This is a genomic window from uncultured Roseobacter sp., from assembly GCF_947501835.1.
GTDB lineage: Bacteria > Pseudomonadota > Alphaproteobacteria > Rhodobacterales > Rhodobacteraceae > Roseobacter.
Genome location: NZ_CANMXR010000010.1, coordinates 48006 through 65848 on the forward strand (window position 1 = coordinate 48006; position 17843 = coordinate 65848).

General features: G+C 58.6%; 19 protein-coding genes and 1 tRNA gene. 16 read left to right on the plus strand and 4 right to left on the minus strand.

Translation table 11 applies throughout. From position 1 onward, the window contains the following. The first annotated feature begins 70 nt into the window (after positions 1–70). The 4 genes from Q1A20_RS19315 (at position 71) to Q1A20_RS19330 (ending at position 4101) form a co-directional block, all read left to right on the plus strand. Positions 71–985, plus strand: coding sequence for a 3-keto-5-aminohexanoate cleavage protein (locus Q1A20_RS19315; protein ID WP_299918228.1), 915 nt, complete (start codon positions 71–73; stop codon positions 983–985). Then, a complete protein-coding gene (locus Q1A20_RS19320; protein ID WP_299918230.1) occupies positions 967–1536 on the plus strand; it encodes a lipocalin family protein in 570 nt (189 codons plus the stop codon). The genes Q1A20_RS19315 and Q1A20_RS19320 overlap by 19 nt, the downstream gene beginning before the upstream one ends. Before the next feature lie 11 nt (positions 1537–1547). Continuing rightward, entirely contained in the window at positions 1548–3020 is a 1473-nt protein-coding gene (locus tag Q1A20_RS19325; protein WP_299918232.1) for a carnitine 3-dehydrogenase, read from the plus strand. Positions 3021–3183: 163 nt separating this feature from the next. Then, positions 3184–4101 (plus strand): DMT family transporter, encoded by a 918-nt coding sequence (locus tag Q1A20_RS19330; RefSeq protein ID WP_299408794.1) that lies wholly within the window; start codon positions 3184–3186, stop codon positions 4099–4101. 56 nt (positions 4102–4157) lie between these two features. Here Q1A20_RS19330 and Q1A20_RS19335 read toward each other — a convergent pair whose 3' ends face one another. Then, the gene (locus Q1A20_RS19335; RefSeq protein ID WP_299408797.1) at positions 4158–4850 is read right to left on the minus strand and encodes an NUDIX hydrolase; all 693 of its coding nucleotides are present in this window, start codon (positions 4848–4850) and stop codon (positions 4158–4160) included. Positions 4851–4890: 40 nt separating this feature from the next. Next, positions 4891–5232 (minus strand): DUF983 domain-containing protein, encoded by a 342-nt coding sequence (locus Q1A20_RS19340; RefSeq protein ID WP_298971616.1) that lies wholly within the window; start codon positions 5230–5232, stop codon positions 4891–4893. 284 nt (positions 5233–5516) lie between these two features. On the opposite strand from Q1A20_RS19340, the gene Q1A20_RS19345 reads away from it, so the two are divergent. The 4 genes from Q1A20_RS19345 to Q1A20_RS19360 all read left to right on the plus strand — a co-directional run bounded on the left by Q1A20_RS19345 (position 5517) and on the right by Q1A20_RS19360 (position 7496). Continuing rightward, a complete protein-coding gene (locus tag Q1A20_RS19345; protein ID WP_299408800.1) occupies positions 5517–5972 on the plus strand; it encodes a calcium-binding protein in 456 nt (151 codons plus the stop codon). A 68-nt stretch (positions 5973–6040) separates the two neighbouring features. After that, a complete protein-coding gene (locus tag Q1A20_RS19350) occupies positions 6041–6631 on the plus strand; it encodes an RNA polymerase sigma factor (protein WP_299408802.1) in 591 nt (196 codons plus the stop codon). After that, positions 6612–6986 (plus strand): hypothetical protein, encoded by a 375-nt coding sequence (locus tag Q1A20_RS19355; protein WP_299918235.1) that lies wholly within the window; start codon positions 6612–6614, stop codon positions 6984–6986. Before Q1A20_RS19350 ends, Q1A20_RS19355 begins: the two co-directional genes overlap by 20 nt. Positions 6987–6989: 3 nt before the next feature. Beyond that, positions 6990–7496: a periplasmic heavy metal sensor gene (locus Q1A20_RS19360; RefSeq protein WP_299408806.1), complete on the plus strand. Its 507-nt coding sequence runs from the start codon at positions 6990–6992 to the stop codon at positions 7494–7496. A 15-nt stretch (positions 7497–7511) separates the two neighbouring features. Here Q1A20_RS19360 and Q1A20_RS19365 read toward each other — a convergent pair whose 3' ends face one another. Continuing rightward, positions 7512–8915: a diguanylate cyclase gene (locus Q1A20_RS19365; RefSeq protein ID WP_299408808.1), complete on the minus strand. Its 1404-nt coding sequence runs from the start codon at positions 8913–8915 to the stop codon at positions 7512–7514. Positions 8916–9014: 99 nt separating this feature from the next. On the opposite strand from Q1A20_RS19365, the gene Q1A20_RS19370 reads away from it, so the two are divergent. From Q1A20_RS19370 to Q1A20_RS19405, 8 genes are all read left to right on the plus strand, one after another. Next, positions 9015–9299, plus strand: coding sequence for a DUF3572 domain-containing protein (locus Q1A20_RS19370; protein ID WP_299409065.1), 285 nt, complete (start codon positions 9015–9017; stop codon positions 9297–9299). Then, the gene (locus Q1A20_RS19375) at positions 9296–9994 is read left to right on the plus strand and encodes an HAD family hydrolase (protein WP_299408811.1); all 699 of its coding nucleotides are present in this window, start codon (positions 9296–9298) and stop codon (positions 9992–9994) included. Before Q1A20_RS19370 ends, Q1A20_RS19375 begins: the two co-directional genes overlap by 4 nt. A 124-nt stretch (positions 9995–10118) precedes the next feature. After that, entirely contained in the window at positions 10119–11681 is a 1563-nt protein-coding gene (locus Q1A20_RS19380; RefSeq protein ID WP_299408814.1) for a trimethylamine methyltransferase family protein, read from the plus strand. A 97-nt stretch (positions 11682–11778) separates the two neighbouring features. Next, positions 11779–12366 carry a heme NO-binding domain-containing protein gene (locus tag Q1A20_RS19385; protein ID WP_299408816.1) on the plus strand — a complete coding sequence of 196 codons (588 nt, stop codon included), beginning with the start codon at positions 11779–11781 and terminating at the stop codon, positions 12364–12366. Further along, positions 12363–13403: a diguanylate cyclase gene (locus Q1A20_RS19390; RefSeq protein ID WP_299408819.1), complete on the plus strand. Its 1041-nt coding sequence runs from the start codon at positions 12363–12365 to the stop codon at positions 13401–13403. Before Q1A20_RS19385 ends, Q1A20_RS19390 begins: the two co-directional genes overlap by 4 nt. 392 nt (positions 13404–13795) lie before the next feature. Next, positions 13796–14149, plus strand: coding sequence for a GAF domain-containing protein (locus Q1A20_RS26140; RefSeq protein ID WP_367180943.1), 354 nt, complete (start codon positions 13796–13798; stop codon positions 14147–14149). Positions 14150–14298: 149 nt separating this feature from the next. Then, complete coding sequence (locus tag Q1A20_RS19400) at positions 14299–16644, plus strand: cache domain-containing protein (RefSeq protein ID WP_299918238.1); 2346 nt, start codon at positions 14299–14301, stop codon at positions 16642–16644. Beyond that, entirely contained in the window at positions 16628–17263 is a 636-nt protein-coding gene (locus Q1A20_RS19405) for a response regulator (protein ID WP_298971315.1), read from the plus strand. The genes Q1A20_RS19400 and Q1A20_RS19405 overlap by 17 nt, the downstream gene beginning before the upstream one ends. Positions 17264–17740: 477 nt before the next feature. Here Q1A20_RS19405 and Q1A20_RS19410 read toward each other — a convergent pair. Then, positions 17741–17815, minus strand: a tRNA-Glu gene (locus Q1A20_RS19410). Positions 17816–17843: the final 28 nt, after the last annotated feature.

The window sequence follows — 17843 nt, forward strand, 5'->3', positions numbered from 1 at the left end:
TTCGCATTACGGCAAGTCTTGTGGTTTCTTTTGCGGCATCGTGGCGCCAATCACAAGGGAGAGACCGATCATGCCGCTAACCATGTCCAACGAGGTTTTCATCACCTGCGCGGTAACAGGATCCGGCGGCACGCAGGATCGCAGCCCACATGTGCCTCGGTCGCCGAAAGAAATCGCTGATAGCGCTATTGCGGCGGCCAAGGCCGGGGCCGCGATTGTGCATTGCCATGTGCGTGATCCAGAAACCGGTGCGCCCAGCCGCAAGCTTGAATACTACCGGGAGGTCACGGATCGTATTCGCGATGCGGATGTCGATGTGGTGCTGAACCTCACCGCAGGCATGGGCGGTGATATGATTTTTGGCGACACGGAAAACCCGCTGCCGCTTGTTGCCGAAGGCACGGACATGATCGGGGCCAGCGCACGGGTGGCGCATGTGGCGGAGTGTCTGCCGGAGATTTGCACGCTGGATTGCGGCACGATGAATTTTGCCGAAGCCGATTACGTCATGACCAATACGCCGGGCATGTTGACCGCGATGGGCCGGATGATGACCGACCTGGGCGTGAAACCTGAAATCGAGGCTTTCGACACCGGCCATCTCTGGTACGCCAAACAGCTCGTGGCGGACGGGGTATTGGAGGCCCCGGCGCTGGTGCAGCTTTGCATGGGGGTGCCGTGGGGCGCGCCGAATGACCTCAACACCTTCATGGCGATGGTCAATAACGTGCCGCCTGACTGGACCTTTTCCGCCTTTTCGCTTGGGCGCAATCAGATGTCCTATGTGGCGGCGGCGGTGCTGGCCGGCGGGCATGTCAGGGTCGGTTTGGAGGATAATCTGTGGTTGGACAAAGGCGTGCTGGCGGAAAACTGGCAGTTGGTGGAACGCGCGGGCACCCTCATCGAGACGATGGGCGCGCGGGTAATGGGCCCCGCCGCTGTGCGCGAGAAGCTGGGGCTGGTCAAATGCGCGCCGACACCATGATGCGGGCAATTGGTCTTTCTCGGGCATGGCATGTTCATGCGCGTCGCAGCCTCTGCCTTTGGGCCTTATGCGCTGTGGGTTTGTGGCTCGCGGCCTGCGCGCCCACAGCTGATCCCGGATTTCGCGACCCCGAGGTGCAGATATCGGCCACAACGCGGTTCTCGCCGCAGGCGTTCGCGGGCACGTGGCATGTCATCGAAGCCTATCCTACGGTCTTTCTGCCCGGGTGTGCGGATCAACGCTGGCAAGCGGATACAGCGACAACACCGGCGCGTTTCGCTGTGTTTTGCGGCGGTGGGGGCGCAGCTTATGAGGCGCCTGTTGCGGTCGATCCACGGGGTGCGCTGCAATTGCAGAGCTCTGATCTGGACATCCCCGCGCGGGCACTTTGGGTGATGTGGATGGACGAGGATGCACAGACGGCCGTGATTGGCACGCCATCGGGGGAGATGGGATGGATCATCAACCGGACACCGGATCTGCGGGCGGACCGCCTGACTGCGGCCCGCGAGATCATGGCGTTCAACGGCTACGACGTCACCGATTTGTAAGGGATTGAGGGATGAAGACAGCGGCAATCATTGGCGGTGGCGTGATCGGTGGCGGTTGGGCCGCGCGGTTTTTGTTGAATGGCTGGAATGTCCGGATCTTTGACCCGGACCCGGAGGCGCAGCGCAAAATAAGCGCCGTGCTGGGCAACGCGCGCCGGTCCTTGCCCGGGCTTCTGGATGTGGCTTTGCCTGCGGAAGGCGTTTTGACTTTTCATACCAGCATCGCAGAGGCGGTGGAAGGTGCGGCCTGGATACAGGAGAGCGTGCCCGAGCGGTTGGAGATCAAACACGAAACCTTTGTCGCGATTCAGCAGGCTTGCGCGTCGGATGCGGTGATCGGATCCTCCACTTCGGGCTTCAAACCGTCCGAATTGCAACAAGGTGCCTTGCGCGCGGGTCAGATCATGGTCTGTCACCCCTTCAACCCGGTTTACCTGCTGCCGCTGGTCGAGGTGGTCACGACCAATGAAAATAACCAAGGGCTTGTTGCGGCGGCGAAACAGGCGCTGACCGACATTGGCATGCACCCGCTGCACCTGAAAAAGGAAATCGACGCGCATGTAGCGGATCGGTTTCTCGAAGCGGTGTGGCGCGAGGCGCTCTGGCTGGTCAAGGACGGCATCGCTACAACTGAGGAAATCGACGACGCGATCCGCTATGGTTTTGGCATCCGCTGGGCGCAGATGGGGCTGTTTGAAACCTACCGCGTGGCGGGCGGCGAGGCCGGGATGAAACATTTCATGGCGCAATTTGGTCCGGCGTTGAAATGGCCCTGGACCAAACTGATGGATGTGCCGGAGTTCACCGAGGAATTGGTGGACCTGATCGCGGGGCAGTCGGATGCGCAATCCGGGCATCAAACCATCCGCGATCTGGAACGTATCCGCGACAATAATCTGGTGGCGATGATGCGCGCGCTCAAGGTGCAGAATTGGGGCGCGGGTGCCTTGCTGGCAGGGCAGGAAGCGCGTCTACGGACGGGCTCGGAGCTTGGTCAACGGGCTGCGGATGTGGCTGATCCGGCGGCCCCGGTGTTGACGATCCGCCGGGCCGTGCCGCTCGACTGGACCGATTACAACGGCCATATGAATGAGGCAAAATACCTGCAAGCCTTCGGCGATGCCACGGACCGTTTCATGGAGCTGATCGGCTGTGACGCCGCATACGTCGCCTCGGGCGGCAGCTATTTCACCGCAGAAACCCACATTCGGCACATCGATGAGGTTCATGCGGGTGCGATTATCGAAGTGCGGACCCGCGTGCTGGGCGGTGGCGGCAAAAAGATGCACCTCTGGCATGAGATGTTCGAAGGGGATCGATTGCTGGCCACGGGCGAGCATTTCCTGTTACATGTCAGCCTTGAAACCCGGCGACCCGCGGATGCGAGCCCTGAAATTGATGCCGCTTTGCGCCGCTTTGTCGAAGCCCAGGCGGATCAGCCGCGCCCGGAAGGGGCAGGCCGCAGCGTCGGCGCGCCGCTCTAGGCCGTTTTGCACAGGGGCGGGGTAGCCCGGGTCACCAGGACTGTCCTTCCGGTCTGGATGCCGCGCATCCTGTCTCCGGACAAGTGAGCATCTTTGACGATGCTGCCCCTACATCTGACCGCGACCTCTGGTGACTGACGGCCATTTGCGGCAAGAGGGGCCCATGAATTTTCCTGTTTTCGATTTCTGGGTTGTCGTCACCTTTGCCGCCGCGACATTTCAAACCCTGCGCTTTATGCTGCAAAAGGTCCTGGCCACGGCGACGCTCTCGCCCGCGGGGGCCACATTCGCGCGGTTTTTCTATTCCGCGCCTCTGATCGCGCTTCTGGTCGCCCTCTACATCCGCGAGACAGGGCAGCATCTGCCCACCTTGAGCACCACCTTCTGGGCCTATGGTCTGAGCGGCGGTTTGGCACAGGTCATCGCGACCATCTGCGTGGTCACCTTGTTCAAATCGCGCAATTTCATCGTTGGCGTCACGCTGATGAAAACAGAAGTGATCCTGTCCGTCGTTATCGGCCTTGTCCTGTTGGGAGAGGGCGTCAGCATCCCCGCATTCGGGGCCATCGCCTTGGGTCTCATCGGTGTTCTGCTGCTGTCGACACCCCCCGACGTAAAAGGGTGGGGCTGGCAAGAGATGTGGAACCCCGGCGTGGGTCTGGGCCTTGCGTCCGGCGTCCTCTTTGCGGTGTCGGCGGTGTGCTACCGGGGGGCGTCGCTGCAGATCGCGGTGGAGGATCCATTGCTGCGCGCGGGCGTGACACTTGCCGCGGTGACCGCATCGCAGTTCATGGGCATGGGGCTCTGGCTGATCTGGCGCGACCGGGCGCAGATTGGGGCCGTGTGGCGCGCACGCCGTGTGGCGGGCTGGATTGGCATGCTGTCGATGGGCGGTTCATACGGGTGGTTTCTTGCCTTCACTTTGCAGACGGCAGCCTATGTCAAAGCCGTGGGGCAGGTGGAGTTGGTCCTCAGCCTGATCGCCTCTGTGCTGTTTTTTCGCGAAAAGCCCAGCCTGCGCGAGTTGGCGGGCGTTTTGGTCCTGTGCATCTCAATTCTGGCACTGGTTCTGCTGATCTGACGGGCGGGTGTCTGCCACGGACGTGAACGCGGTCGGGCGGGGCAAAAAACATCCGGTCACGATGGTATTGGATGCCCGCGCAGACGCAAAAACAGGCTTTCTTCGTCATTATTCTTGAAGAACGGCACGCTTTTGGGTGGAGTCCGGTCGCCAACCCGCGCTTCGATTTCTGCCAGAACCACTTCGGTGATGAAAGGCATGTCAAAAGACCGCGCCTCGCGCAGCGCGACCCATTGCAGGTGGGACAACTCATCGGAGGCGGCGGAAAAATCATCGGGATCTCCCGCCAGATCATCGGCATCCGCCAGGAAAAAGCGGGCGTCAAAGCGTCTGGGACGGCCGGGCGGCGTCAGCGCCCGGAACACGAACTGCAAGCCGGAGGCGACGGGCACATGCCCTGTTGCCGCGAAGCCTTGCCAATCCGCCGGAACTTCCGTGTTCCACTGCCCGCGTGTGCCGAATATCAGGCCGGTTTCCTCCCAGAGTTCTCGAATGGCTGCAACGCCAAGCGCATGGGCCAGCCCGGGTTCTGCATCCTCTGCAAGGCGGGTGATGCAGGGCTCGCTGAGGGCGGCAGCCAGGGGAACATCTGCGTCGGCGGCATCAACGGCGCCGCCGGGAAAAACGAACTTGTTGGGCATGAAAGCGGCGTTGGCACCGCGCTGACCCATCAAAATGCGCGGATCGCTGTGCCGGTCGCGCAGGACAATCACCGTTGCTGCATTGCGAATGGCGCTCTTGTCTGTCATGCCGCAGCCCCTTTGTTCATACGGGCCGCGCAACTATGGCTCAGGCCGTCTGGCCAAACCCACCCATACGGCGCGCCCACTGATAGCCCACGATGGCCCCTTTCAGTCGTGGTAAAAGGTAGAGGGACAATCCGACGCAGCCAACCGCAAAAATCGTGAATAAGGTCAGTGGCTCAGGTCGCCAGGTGACAAAAGCGACGTGCAGAAGCGGCGCCATCAGGTGACCGACAAATAGAATCGTCAGATAGGCCGGGCCATCATCGGCGCGGTGGTGGAACAGCTCTTCGCGGCAGACCGAACAGGTGTCATTCACTTTCAGATAGGATTTCAGCAGTGGACCATTGCCGCAATGCGGACATTTCCGCCGCCAGCCCCGCAGCATGGAACGCTTGGTGTCGCGCTCTTGCACGTCATCCACACTTGTTGCCGGGGCATGGGTCAATCCGCTGTCGTGGGTCGCATCGGTCATGGAGCGCATCCTTTGTCTGGGTGCCTACTTGCGCCTTTCATACGGCAATTAAAAGGTGTGGTGGTGTCGCTGCGGCGGGATGTCGCGAAATATTGCACAAAATTATTTGCGACGGAACTGTGCGGGTGCCGCGTTGAAGAGATGTCCGGCCCGAAAACAGGGCCTCTAGGATGGACATACTTTTGAGGAGTAGAATGATGAAGAATACTGTGTTTATCGGGCTGATCGCGGCGACCGCCATTGCTCTTGCAGGGGGTGCTGCCTTTGCCAGAGGGGACCGGCATGGTGCGCCGATCGACTTTGAGACACTGGACACCAACGGCGATGGCCAGATCACGCTGGAGGAAATGCAGGCACGCGGCGCTGCGCGGATTGCGAGCGCTGATACAGATAGCGACGGTTTCCTGAGCCTTGAGGAATTGGAGGCTGCGGCTTCGGAACGGGCCAAAACCAGCGCCAGCCAGATGTTGGAGCGCCTCGATGCGAATGCTGATGGCAAGCTCTCCGCCGAAGAACTTGAGAAGCCCGGGCGCGCAGATCGTCGGTTCAACCGTGCGGATGCGGATGGGGATGGGGCCATAACACGGGCGGAATTCGATGCCGCCGTGGCCAAGATGAGAGAGCATCGCGATGGCCGCAAAGGGTCGAAATAACCCTGTTCCCGCCTTCCCGCCACGGCGCGCCTTGATTGGCGCGCCGTGGCACCCTATCGATGCTCAGGATGGAAATGCCGTCAGACGCCCTCACGACGCTGCCCGACGACGCGCTTCTGGTGCTCTACGCCAATGGCGACCGCCATGCGGCGCAGGCGTTGACGGCGCGCCTTTTGCCGCGGGTATTCCGGCAGGCCCGACACATGTTGGGTGATGCATCCGAGGCGGAGGATGTGGCTCAGGACGCGATGGTGCGTCTGTGGCGCATCGCGCCGGATTGGCGACAGGGAGAGGCGCAGGTCACCACATGGCTTTACCGGGTGACCGCAAATCTTTGCACGGATCGCCTGCGGAAAAGGCGCGGGGTGGGCCTCGATGAGATTGCCGAGCCCGAAGACCCGGCGCCAAGTGCCGCACAACGGCTGCAGGACCGCGCCCGCGGCGATGCGTTGCAGCAGGCATTGGATCAATTGCCGGATCGCCAACGACAGGCGGTTGTCTTGCGGCATATCGAAGGGTTGCCAAATCCGGAGATTGCCGACGTGATGGAAATATCACCGCGTGCCGTCGAAAGCCTGACCGCACGGGGCAAACGTGCGCTGGCGGCCCTGTTGGTCGGGCGGCGCGCAGAATTGGGGTATGATGATGAAACAGCATGACAACAAGGAAACTGTCGAGGTTGATGCGCTGTTGAAGGCGGCGCGCGATCCTGTGCCGGATGTCCCCGACGGTTTGATGGCACGGGTGTTGGCGGATGCGGCAGCATTGCAGCCCGCGCAGAGGGGTGTGGTGCGGGAAAAGCCTGGCCTCTGGATGCGATGGACGGATCTTTTGGGGGGCTGGCAGGGCATGGGCGGGCTGGTTGCCGCCACCTGCGCTGGCGTCTGGATTGGGCTGAACCCTCCGGCAGCTTTGCCGGACGCGGGGGTGTTACTCCTGGGGTACGAGACCGCGGATATCACGACGACAACGGCGGAACTGACCAGTTTTGGCTGGGATTTGAACGGGGAATAGAAGATGGCTGACGAGATGGATCCCAAACCCAGGCTGGCCCGCCGCTACAAAGTGCTTCTGGGCGTGTCGCTGGCGCTCAATCTTGCGGTGGCAGGATTGGTCGCGGGCACGGCGTTTCGGCATGGCGGGGACGGCATGCGCGGTGTGCGCTCTGCCGGGTTTGGCGCCTATGGGTTGCCCTATATGATCGCGCTGCCCAAGGCGGAGCGGCGCGATGTGATCCGCGCGGTGCGGGCGGATCGCGAGGGTGGGGTGCCTGATCGTGCCGCCCGCCGCGCGCTCTATTCCGAAGTTCTGACCGCCTTGCGTTCTATGCCCTTTGATGCGGAGAAATTGTCTGTTGCCATGAGCGGTCAGGCTGATGCGGCGATCCGCGTCCAGAAGTCCGCGCAATCCGCTTGGCTGGAGGTGATCTCGCAGATGAGCGATGCGGAGAGAAGCGCTTATGCCAATGAGGTCGAAGAGGTCCTGCGCCGTGGCCCACCCCATAAAAAGCCCGCCAAAAAATAGAAATCGGCGAGGAGGTCAGGCTGCGGGGCGGTTGAGGTTCACCTGATTGCGGCCCTGCATTTTGGCGGCGTAGAGCGCCTTGTCAGCCGCATCGAGCAGCACATTTGCATCTTGTTGTTCCGGCTGCTGCTGGTTGGTGCGCAGCCCGCCGATTGTGACACCAATCGAAACCGTCACCTTGATGAGTTCGTTGCATCCCGGAACCTTGAACCCGCGCCCGCCGATCTTGCGACACAAGCGGCTTGCCGCGGCACGGGCTTCGGTGAGCGGTGTCGCCGGCATGACGATGAGAAATTCTTCCCCTCCGATCCGGGCAATCAGGTCAACGCCACGCAGGTTGTCGCGCAGCCGCCGGGCCGTTTCCACCAGAACCGCATCGCCGGAGGCATGGCCGTAGACGTCGTTGATCCGTTTGAAATGGTCCAGATCCGCCACCATCACCGCAAAGCTGCGCCCGGTTGCGGCGGAATGCTCCGCCACCCGCGCCAGATGCGGCATCGCATAGCGCCGGTTGTGCAATCCGGTGAGCGGGTCCGACACGGCGGCCTTCAGACCGGTGCGCACGGTGGCGCGCAGCTGATCGGCAATGCGTTTGCGGCGCATCATGGCCTTGACCCGCAATGTCAGTTCCGCAGGCTCAAACCCATCGGTCATCAGGTCGTCGGCGCCTAGATCGAGCGCATAGGCGCCCAGCCCTGGGTCGGGGCGGGATTGCATCACGAGAATGCCTGCGTGCCGGGTGATGGCGGTTGCCCGGATCGCCGCCAGCAGGCGCAACACATCGCTGTTGGACGTGTCATTTTCAGCCAGGGTCAGGATGAAGACATCCGGGACTTTGTCCGGCGACAGGTCCCGCAGGGCGGTTTCAGGAGCGGCATAATTGAGGTTTGTGCGCAATTGCTGGCGCAATACGTTGATCCAGTTGTGGGAGACATGAGCATCAGCGCCGACGAGCACCGCGCGTCCGGCAGGCCCGAAATCCATGGTTTCTTCGGCGAACCCCAGGGCGCGGGAGGTGTCATCGCGCATTTGCCATTCTGCCGCCGTGTTATGCGCGCGGATCAGGCTGCGCACCCGCGCCAGCAAAAGCGTGTCATCAATGGGTTTCAGCATGACATCCTGCACGCCCGCTTCGAGCGCTTTCAGCCTGGTGTCTGCGTTCGGTCGACATCCCACCACCATCATCGGAATGGCGCGGGTTTGCGGGCTGCGTTTCAAACGACGACACAGCTCAGCAGCGTCACAGTCCGGCAAGGCCATCGCGGAAATGATCAGGTCGGGATCATGTCTGAGGGCAGCAACACAGGCCTCATCGGCGGTCGCGGCCTGAACCACCTCGTAGAACGCAGAGGCGAGTTTGACCTTGAGGACGATGCGATTTGTCGAGATCGCATCCACTATCAGTATTTTGCCCTGCACGCTTTTTGCGTCCTTTCTGGGGTGATGAACCGCTGATCGACATTGCGCTGAATTTGGTTAACAAAGGGTTTCGAATTTAAGGCAAATTGCAGGCAGGCAATCATGATCACGCGGGAATCCGCCGAGGTGCTGGCGCTCAAGATATTGGGCTGGCTGGCGGGAAACGAAGAGCTGTTACCCGTTTTTCTGGGGGCGACGGGCGCATCGGAGACGGATCTGCGGGCAGGGGCGTCGGACCCGGTCTTTCTGGGGTCCGTGCTCGACTTTATCCTCATGGATGACGCCTGGGTTGTGCAGGCCTGCGATACGATTGGTGCGGGGTATGACACGGTTTTTCAGGCGCGACAGGCACTGCCCGGCGGCGAGCAGGTGAATTGGACATGAGCATGATCAAAGGGGTTCTTTTCGACAAGGACGGCACGCTTTTCGACTTTGCCACGACCTGGGAAGCCTGGGCCGCGAGTTTCCTGGAGCGCCTTGCCAAAGATCGCGCTGGGGCTGCTCATCTCGGGGCGCAAATCGGTTTCGATTATCATGCGCGCCGGTTTGCCAAGGACAGCGTGGCCATCGCGGGAACGCCTGGGGATGTGGCCAGCGCCCTGATGCCCCATCTTCCGGGATATACCTTTGAAGCAACCATCGATCTGTTGAACTCCGAAGCCGCGAATGCACCCCAGGCCGAAGCGGTGCCGTTGATCCCATTCCTTTCAGATTTGCAACACCGAGGGTTACGTCTGGGCGTGGCCACCAACGATGCCGAGGCCCCGGCACGCGCGCATCTCTCCTCAGCGCAGGTTATTGATAAATTTGACTTTATTGCCGGTTTTGACAGTGGGCACGGGGCCAAGCCGGACACCGGTCAACTGCTGGCCTTCGCCCGCGTCATTGGCACAGCCCCTGAGGCGATTGTGATGGTGGGCGACAGCAGCCATGACCTGATTGCCGGGCGCGCGGCCGGTATGCGCTGCGTCGGCGTGCTGACCGGTCTCGCGGAGCGGGATGTTCTGGAACCACTTGCGGACGCGGTCTTTGAAAACATTGGTCACTTGCCGGGCTGGATTGCGGCACAAGACACCTGAAACGCGCACTTATGTTCCCGCGGGGCGGACGTGTAAAAACGACTGATTGCGTCGCGAATGAGACGGCCACCCCCCTTTTGCTCTGCCCTTTATAGACGATGGGATGTGCAGAAAGGGCAGATCGATGGCCGATGTGAAGAGCAAGCGCAGGACACGGGGGGGCGGACGCGCAGGCGCTGCCACGCGGCGTGGCACGGCAGTCATCGAGCAGATGCCATGGAATCCGCCTGTCAACATCGACCGACCGACCGAGCCACTGTCGCCTGAAGGGGTCGCGGCGATCCATGACGGGGCGATGCGCATTCTGGAAGAAATCGGTGTCGAATTTCTGAACCATGAGGCGCTGGAGATCCTGCGCAAGGCCGGGTGCACCGTGTCTGGCGAAAACGTGCGGATGGGCAGGGAATTCGTGATGGAATGGATCGGTCATGCGCCGTCTGAGTTTACGTTGACCCCGCGCAACCCGGATCGAAAGCTGACGGTTGGTGGCAAGAATCTCTTGTTCGGGAATGTGTCATCGCCCCCCAATTATTGGGATATGGAGCGCGGCACCAAGGTGCCGGGCACGCGGGAGATGTGTCGGAACCTGCTCAAGTTGACGCAGTACTTCAACTGCATCCACTTTGCGGGCGGGTACCCGGTGGAGCCTGTGGACCTGCACGCGTCGGTCCGGCACCTTGATGTGCTCTACGACAAGCTGACGCTAACGGATAAGGTCATGCACGCCTATTCGCTCGGCAAGGAGCGCGTCGAAGACGTGATGGAAATGGTGCGTATTTCGCAGGGGCTTTCACATGAGGAATTCGACGCAAGCCCCAGAATGTACACGAATATTAACTCCACCTCACCGCTCAAACACGACATTCCCATGCTCGACGGTTGGATGCGGATGGCGCGGCGTGGGCAGGGGTTGGTTGTGACACCCTTTACGCTTGCGGGTGCCATGGCGCCGGTCACCATGGCGGGCGCGGTGGCGCAATCGCTGGCCGAGGCGCTTTGCGCCGTGGTATTGGCGCAGATCATCAACCCGGGTTGTCCGGTGGCGATCGGCACCTTTACCTCGAATGTTGACATGAAGTCCGGCGCACCCGCTTTCGGGACCCCTGAATACATGCGCGCGACGCAGATGACGGGCCAACTATGTCGGTTCTATGGGCTGCCGATGCGGTCCAGCGGCGTCTGCGCTGCCAACGTGCCCGACGGGCAGGCGATGTGGGAGACCTCCAACAGCCTTTGGGCGGCCGTGCAGTCGGGCACCAACATGGTCTATCACGCGGCGGGCTGGCTTGAGGGCGGGTTGATTGCAAGCCCCGAAAAATTCATCATGGATTGTGAAATACTACAGCAAATTCAAAGATATATGGACCCAAGCGTGATTGCGACAGGCCCTGATGAAATTGCGCTGGATGCGATTAAATCCGTTGGCAATGCCGGGCATTTCTTTGGCATTCAACACACCCAGGACCGGTATACTACGGCCTTTTACCAGCCGTTTTTGAGCGATTGGAAAAATTATGAAGGCTGGGAGGTTGCGGGCGCCGTCTGGACACCGGAGCGCGCGCATTTGATGTATAAGGAAATCATCGGCAGTTTCGAAGCGCCGAAGATGGACGAAGCCATCCGCGAAGAACTGGCGGATTTCGTGGCACGCAGGAAGTCCGAAGGCGGTGCGCCGACGGATTTCTGACCGCAGATTCGACCAAATTTAATCGTTACAATTGAATGTATTGGGCCTTTCTTAACAGGTCTGTCGCATGGTCCTTCTCGTGTTGGAGTAGGTAATCATGCATGGTTTGATCAATCGAGCAATTCAGAGCTTTGTCGTCGATAGATACGGTGCGGCAGCTTGGAATGCGTCTGCGAAACGGGCGAACCTCGGGTTCACCGAATTCGAAGCCATGTGGATCTATGACGACGTCTTGACGCCGCGCGTGCTCGCGGCGGTAAGCGATGTGCTCGACCGGCCATATGATGAGTTGATGGAAGACATTGGCACCTATCTGGTGTCGCACCCCAATCTGGAATCTTTGCGGCGATTGTTACGTTTTGGCGGTGTGGATTTTGTCGATTTTCTGCATTCACTGGATGATCTGCCGGATCGCGCACGGCTGGCGGTTGCAGATCTGGAATTGCCCCGGATCGAACTTCGAGAACATAACGCGCAGCAATATAGTCTGGCCTGTGAGGGAAAGGTGCCGGGATGCGGGCATCTGTTTACAGGTGTTTTGCGCGCAATGGCGGATGATTACGGCGCGCTGGTGTTCCTGGAACATCAGGGGGTCGAGGATGGGACGGAGACCGTCGCGATTGCACTGCTGGAAGCAGATTTTGCCGAAGGCCGCGGGTTTGATTTGGGGGCGGGTGTCCAATGAGCGGTGGAACCAAGTATTACAAGATGCTGAATGTCATGTGCCCAATGCACGTCATTCTGAACCGTCATGGGGACATCAGCTCTGCAGGGCCAACGACGCAGAAACTGTTTCCAGATCAATCCCTTGTGGGGAAGTCCTTTCTCGATATTTTTGAGATCAAGAGACCGCAAGAAATTAAATCCATTGATGCACTCCTCGAAAAGGCCGGGACGAAGCTGCACTTGCAGTTTCGTGATCCTCCGCACCGGGAGTTGAAAGGTGTTTTGATGGAAGGACCGGAGGTTGGCCAGATGGTGATCAACCTGTCTTTTGGCATTTCGGTTGTGGAGGCCGTGCAGGACTACAAGCTGACCGCCGCTGATTTTGCACCAACCGATCTGACCATAGAAATGCTATATCTGGTTGAGGCGAAATCCGCCGCGATGGAGGCATCGCGCCAGCTCAATCAACGCTTGCAAGGCGCGCGCATTGCTGCCGAGGAACAGGCACTCACCGATACGCTCACCGGGTTGAAGAACCGCCGCGGGATGGATCAGGTTCTGACAGAACTGATCGAAAGCGGTGAGCACTTTGCGCTGATGCACATCGATCTGGACTTCTTCAAGGCGGTCAATGACACCATGGGCCATGCTGCGGGGGACCATGTTCTTCAGGAAGTCTCATCGATTATGCTCAAAGAGGCACGGCGCAGCGATACCGTCGCGCGGGTTGGCGGCGATGAATTCGTGATCTTGCTGCGCGACTTTGAGGACACCAGCAAAATCGACAAAATCGCGATGCGGATCATCTCGAAGCTGCGCGAACCCATTCTCTATGCTGGGGAATTGTGCGAGATTTCCGCGAGTGCCGGGACGGCGCTCTCGTGCCAATACGAGGTGCCGGACGCCGACCAATTGTTGGCGGACGCGGATATTGCCCTGTACGAATCGAAGAACAGAGGGCGCAGCCGTCACACGTTCTATGTTGGCAGTCTTCGGTCCGTCGATGCCGGTTCTGAGGTGTCAGAGAGCACTCAGGAAATTGCCCGGCGGGCATAGGCCTGATCACGATGACACTCACGCTCCGTTCCGGGCACAAATAAACTCGCCCAACCAAATTGGCATATCTTCAGCTTATGCTTGCCCAAAGGAAATTAAGTAATTTTACCTAGGTAATTGTGCTTATTTCACCCTTTCACAAAGTATCGCACAATCACGGTCGGTGGCGGGCCAGTAAGTAGGCTTGTAACGAGAACTGTATGTGGTCAGTTATTTTGGTTTTCCAGGTTTCTGGAATGTTTGAACAAGGTGCTCGCAAAGAACCTTTTCTCAGTGGGCGCTGGTGAATGACAGAATTTTCCTCCCTGAATCGGCAAGATGCGCTCCGTATCACTGCCGCCATGAAGACGTTGGCAACCTACGTTTTCTGGCAACACCGCGAGACGGGTGATATGTCGACCGCGGACCTTCGAGAGTACCGCGACCATGATCAGGCGGAGGTGCTTCAAGCGCGGCACTTGGCCGATCACGTTGCTGTTTTGCAAAAAGTGCTTTTCATTGACGACATCTACGCCCATCCTTTGATCCGCCGACAGGACATTTTGTCTGGCCATCGCATTCGTGCCTTTGCAGGCACACCAATTTATTGTGAGCAAGGCGGCTTTCAGGGGGTTCTCTGCACCGTCGATACAAAGAGGCGTCGTTGGGAAGATGATGACATTGAGCAACTGCGAAACACCGCCCGACAGATGCTTCGTCGTGTCACGACGCCGCGGGAACCATCGAAAGAGCTTGAGCGAAATTGATGAGGCACAGTGAAAGCTCGATTTGAAACGGTGTGCACCATGATGCGCATGCACTGTCGCAATGCGCCCCAGCGGCAACGTTGTGAGGCGCAGCGATTGACCGTTAGCAACCCCGCCACGTCTGTCATTCCAGCAAGAGCATTCCGACCATGAAACTTTCACTCGGAATGATCTTGGCCTTGTGCCTGGCCGGCCTGCAATTCTTGGCCGTTACCGTGGTGGTTTTCTCGTCGTTTCTGACATCGGAACGCGTCTTGCTCGATCACGCGCGGGATCTTTTGAGCGACGTCGGCACCAATACGATCGAGCATTCCAAGGGTTTCTTGACCCCCGCAAAAGGGGCTGCCGAACTGGCGACGCGTTTGGCCGAAAACCAGGTCATTTCCAGCGATGACCGCGCGCAACTTGAAAAGCTGCTGTTCCAACAACTGCAGATTTCCCCGCAGTTTTCCGGCGTGTTCTACGGCGATGAACAGGGAAATTTCGTCTACGTCATGCGCAGCGGTGGGCCGGGGCCGTTTCGTTCGAAATTCATCTCCTATGACGGTGGGACCCGCAGCACAAATCTAATCTGGCGCGAAAACAGCTATGCGGTTGTCGAAGAACGGGATGACCCGACGGACACCTATGACCCGCGGACCCGCCTTTGGTACATCGACGCGCGCGTGAAGAAACAAAGCATCTGGACCGACCCTTACATATTTTTCACCTCGCAGCAGCCGGGCATCACCGCAGCATCTCCGGTTTTCGACGAACTGGGGGAGATCAAAGGCGTTGTCGGCGTCGATATCGGTATTCACGCGATCTCAGAGTTTTTGTCTCGACTGAACATCGGTGAAAGCGGCAAAGCCCTGATTCTAAACGAGAATGGGGATGTTATCGCGCACCCTGATCAAGACCTGATCCGAAAAAGGAATGCGGATAACACCTTTAGCTTTGTGAATATCGGAGAAATCGGTGACCCGGTCGCGCGTGCGGCCTTCGGTGGTCTGGCGGCAAACGAGGTGATCTCGGTAGACGCTGAAATCTCGTCGCGTTTCGATTATAACGGTTCAACATTTGTGTCGACCGTCATGCCGGCGATCAGTGAGGCGCTGCCCTGGACAATCGCTGTTTATGCGCCAGAAAGCGATTTTACGGGCGAAATCAAGGCCAACAGAACCCAAAATGTCTGGATCGCGGCCTTTATCGCTTTGATGACCGGTGTTTTTGGCCTGGTGCTCGCCAACTACATTCACAAGCCTGTTCGGGCCTTCGCTGTCCGCGCCTCGCTTGTTTCGCAGGGTGAAGTCTCCTCAACCGAACCGCTGCCCAAAACCTACCGGGAGTTGGAGCGCGCAAACGAAACCCTTGTGCGCGCCATTGCCGAGCGGAAGATGTCAGAGGCGGAATTCGGTCGGACTTTTGATCTCGCCTCCCGTGGCATGGCGCAAATTCAAGCGGGGACAGGCAAATTCATCCGGGTGAATTCGAAGTTTGCCAGCATGCTCGGATATAGCGAGACCGAAATTCTGGACCTCACAGCGCATGATATTTCGCACCCCGACGATCCCGTGTCTGCGTTTTTCTTTGAAGACGGTGGGCACGAGCGGTCCGGCTATCTGCATGAAAAGCGGCTGCTGCGCAAAGATGGCGGCATCATCTGGGTCAGCGAGAATGTCATTGTCATTCGTGACGATAGCGGTACGCCCTTGCACGCTGTCGTCACCGTGGATGATATCACGGCGCGTAAGGCTGCGGATCTGAAAATTCAGCAATTGAGCTGGGATTTGTCACATTCCTCGCGCGTCAATGTCATGGGACAGATGGCCACCAGTCTGGCACATGAGCTGAACCAGCCGCTTCTGGCCATCACGCAAAACATGGATACCGCTCTGTTCGCGCTTGAGGAAAATGCCGGCAAAACCGATGAATTGAAAACCATCCTGCAGGAGACCGACCGTCAGGCACATCGCGCGGGCGATATCATCAAGGCCTTGCGCGGCTTTGTCAAAAAAGACGGGATCGAAAAGGCGGAATTCGATTTTGAAGAGCTTTTGGAACAAACCCTGCATCTGGTGCGTTCTGAGGCCAAGGATAACGGGATCAAGATCGACATCTCGGCGCGGCAGTTGGAGCCCGTTTACGGGTCACGTGTTCAGATTGCGCAAGTGCTGGTCAACCTTTTGCGAAATGCGATAGAGGCCATCGCAGAGAGCGACGATACTGTCCGAACGGTCGAATTGAAGGCTGAAACGACGGACTTCGGTGTTTTGATTTCAATTACGGATTCCGGTCCGGGTTTCGATGAAGGTGCGAATTTGTTTGAACAGTTTGAAACAACCAAGGAAGACGGGATGGGGTTGGGCCTATCGATCTGCCGCACCATCGTTGACTCGCATGGTGGCAAGCTGTGGTATCAGCCCGATGCGCAGGGGCGCGCGCGCTTCATTTTCTCTCTTCCGGCTCTGACGCCAAAATCGCTGAACGAAAGACAAGATGCAGTCAGAGTCTGAGCAAACAGTTTTTGTTGTCGATGATGATGAGGACATCCGCACCTCCTTGTCTCGCGCCCTGAAGACACGCGGCTATGTCACGCGTACCTTTGGCTCGGCACATGAATTTCTGGATGCCTATGATCCGGAGTTATCGGGGTGCCTGATCCTTGACTATGGAATGCCGGAAATGTCCGGCCTGGACCTTCAGAGGGCCTTGGTCGCCCGTGGTGCCTCGTTGCCGATCATTTTCATCACCGGGCATGGCGGGGTACCTGAATCGGTTCAGGCCATGAAGCTTGGCGCGGTCGATTTTCTGGAAAAGCCCTTCCGGCAAGAAGTGTTGATCAAGCAGATTGACGCGGCATTGAAACTTGATGCGCAGGCGCGTCAGGGGCGAAACCGCGCTCGGGATGCGCGGCGGCGTTTTGAAAACCTGACGGAGCGTGAGCGCGAGATTGCCGAATTGCTGGTGTCAAACCCCTCCAGTTCTTCCAGCAAAGACGTGGCGCGGCAACTCGATATCAGCCCCAGAACGGTTGATCATCACCGCGCACGTATCCTGGAAAAGATGCGGGTGAATTCCGTTGCGGAGCTTGTCGATCTTTCGATCACAACGCATCTATTTGAAAAATCTTAATCTAATTTTCGGCATAGGTAATTTTACCTAGGTAACCACACGAATTTACCATCTTTTTGCCATAGTTCACACTCTGGGCACAGTGTGGGTGTTGGCTGTTCTGCGCAGTTTAGGCGCTTTTTCATACCGAGTGACTGAGGTCCAGTATTTAACGAGAATCTCAGGATGTTTTCGCATCCCAATTTATATCAGCAATTTTGCGAGTATGAATCGAAGGCGCGTCGTGGTCTGTAAAGCACTGTCAGATTGCGGCGCGTCTTCCTTATCTTCATGACATGACTGCCGAGCCATAGGCTCCATCTTGACGCGCACAGGGTTAGGGCAGGCGCTGCGTACAGTAGGCGTCATATGCGCCGCAAAGAATTGTTCGCCCGACAATGATCTTGCTTTGTCTTCTCTTAAAACAATCGGCCTTCCGCGAAAATCCCTTCTTAGCGGATCCTCGTTGGCGACAGGAAACATAGGTAGATGGGAAAGTGGTAGCCCGTAGGGGAATCGAACCCCTCTTTCCAGGTTGAAAACCTGGCGTCCTAACCGATAGACGAACGGGCCACGTGCTTGTGAGCGGTTGATTAGGCAA

What these genes read in the sequence shown, in the direction of transcription:
- Q1A20_RS19315 (WP_299918228.1), top strand. Translation starts at nt 71, where the DNA reads ATGCCGCTAACCATGTCCAACGAGGTTTTCATCACCTGCGCGGTAACA.
- Q1A20_RS19320 (WP_299918230.1), top strand. Translation starts at nt 967, where the DNA reads ATGCGCGCCGACACCATGATGCGGGCAATTGGTCTTTCTCGGGCATGG.
- Q1A20_RS19325 (WP_299918232.1), top strand. Translation starts at nt 1,548, where the DNA reads ATGAAGACAGCGGCAATCATTGGCGGTGGCGTGATCGGTGGCGGTTGG.
- Q1A20_RS19330 (WP_299408794.1), top strand. Translation starts at nt 3,184, where the DNA reads ATGAATTTTCCTGTTTTCGATTTCTGGGTTGTCGTCACCTTTGCCGCC.
- Q1A20_RS19335 (WP_299408797.1), bottom strand. Translation starts at nt 4,850, where the DNA reads ATGACAGACAAGAGCGCCATTCGCAATGCAGCAACGGTGATTGTCCTG.
- Q1A20_RS19340 (WP_298971616.1), bottom strand. Translation starts at nt 5,232, where the DNA reads ATGCTGCGGGGCTGGCGGCGGAAATGTCCGCATTGCGGCAATGGTCCA.
- Q1A20_RS19345 (WP_299408800.1), top strand. Translation starts at nt 5,517, where the DNA reads ATGAAGAATACTGTGTTTATCGGGCTGATCGCGGCGACCGCCATTGCT.
- Q1A20_RS19350 (WP_299408802.1), top strand. Translation starts at nt 6,041, where the DNA reads ATGGAAATGCCGTCAGACGCCCTCACGACGCTGCCCGACGACGCGCTT.
- Q1A20_RS19355 (WP_299918235.1), top strand. Translation starts at nt 6,612, where the DNA reads ATGATGATGAAACAGCATGACAACAAGGAAACTGTCGAGGTTGATGCG.
- Q1A20_RS19360 (WP_299408806.1), top strand. Translation starts at nt 6,990, where the DNA reads ATGGCTGACGAGATGGATCCCAAACCCAGGCTGGCCCGCCGCTACAAA.
- Q1A20_RS19375 (WP_299408811.1), top strand. Translation starts at nt 9,296, where the DNA reads ATGAGCATGATCAAAGGGGTTCTTTTCGACAAGGACGGCACGCTTTTC.
- Q1A20_RS19380 (WP_299408814.1), top strand. Translation starts at nt 10,119, where the DNA reads ATGGCCGATGTGAAGAGCAAGCGCAGGACACGGGGGGGCGGACGCGCA.
- Q1A20_RS19385 (WP_299408816.1), top strand. Translation starts at nt 11,779, where the DNA reads ATGCATGGTTTGATCAATCGAGCAATTCAGAGCTTTGTCGTCGATAGA.
- Q1A20_RS19390 (WP_299408819.1), top strand. Translation starts at nt 12,363, where the DNA reads ATGAGCGGTGGAACCAAGTATTACAAGATGCTGAATGTCATGTGCCCA.
- Q1A20_RS26140 (WP_367180943.1), top strand. Translation starts at nt 13,796, where the DNA reads ATGTCGACCGCGGACCTTCGAGAGTACCGCGACCATGATCAGGCGGAG.
- Q1A20_RS19400 (WP_299918238.1), top strand. Translation starts at nt 14,299, where the DNA reads ATGAAACTTTCACTCGGAATGATCTTGGCCTTGTGCCTGGCCGGCCTG.
- Q1A20_RS19405 (WP_298971315.1), top strand. Translation starts at nt 16,628, where the DNA reads ATGCAGTCAGAGTCTGAGCAAACAGTTTTTGTTGTCGATGATGATGAG.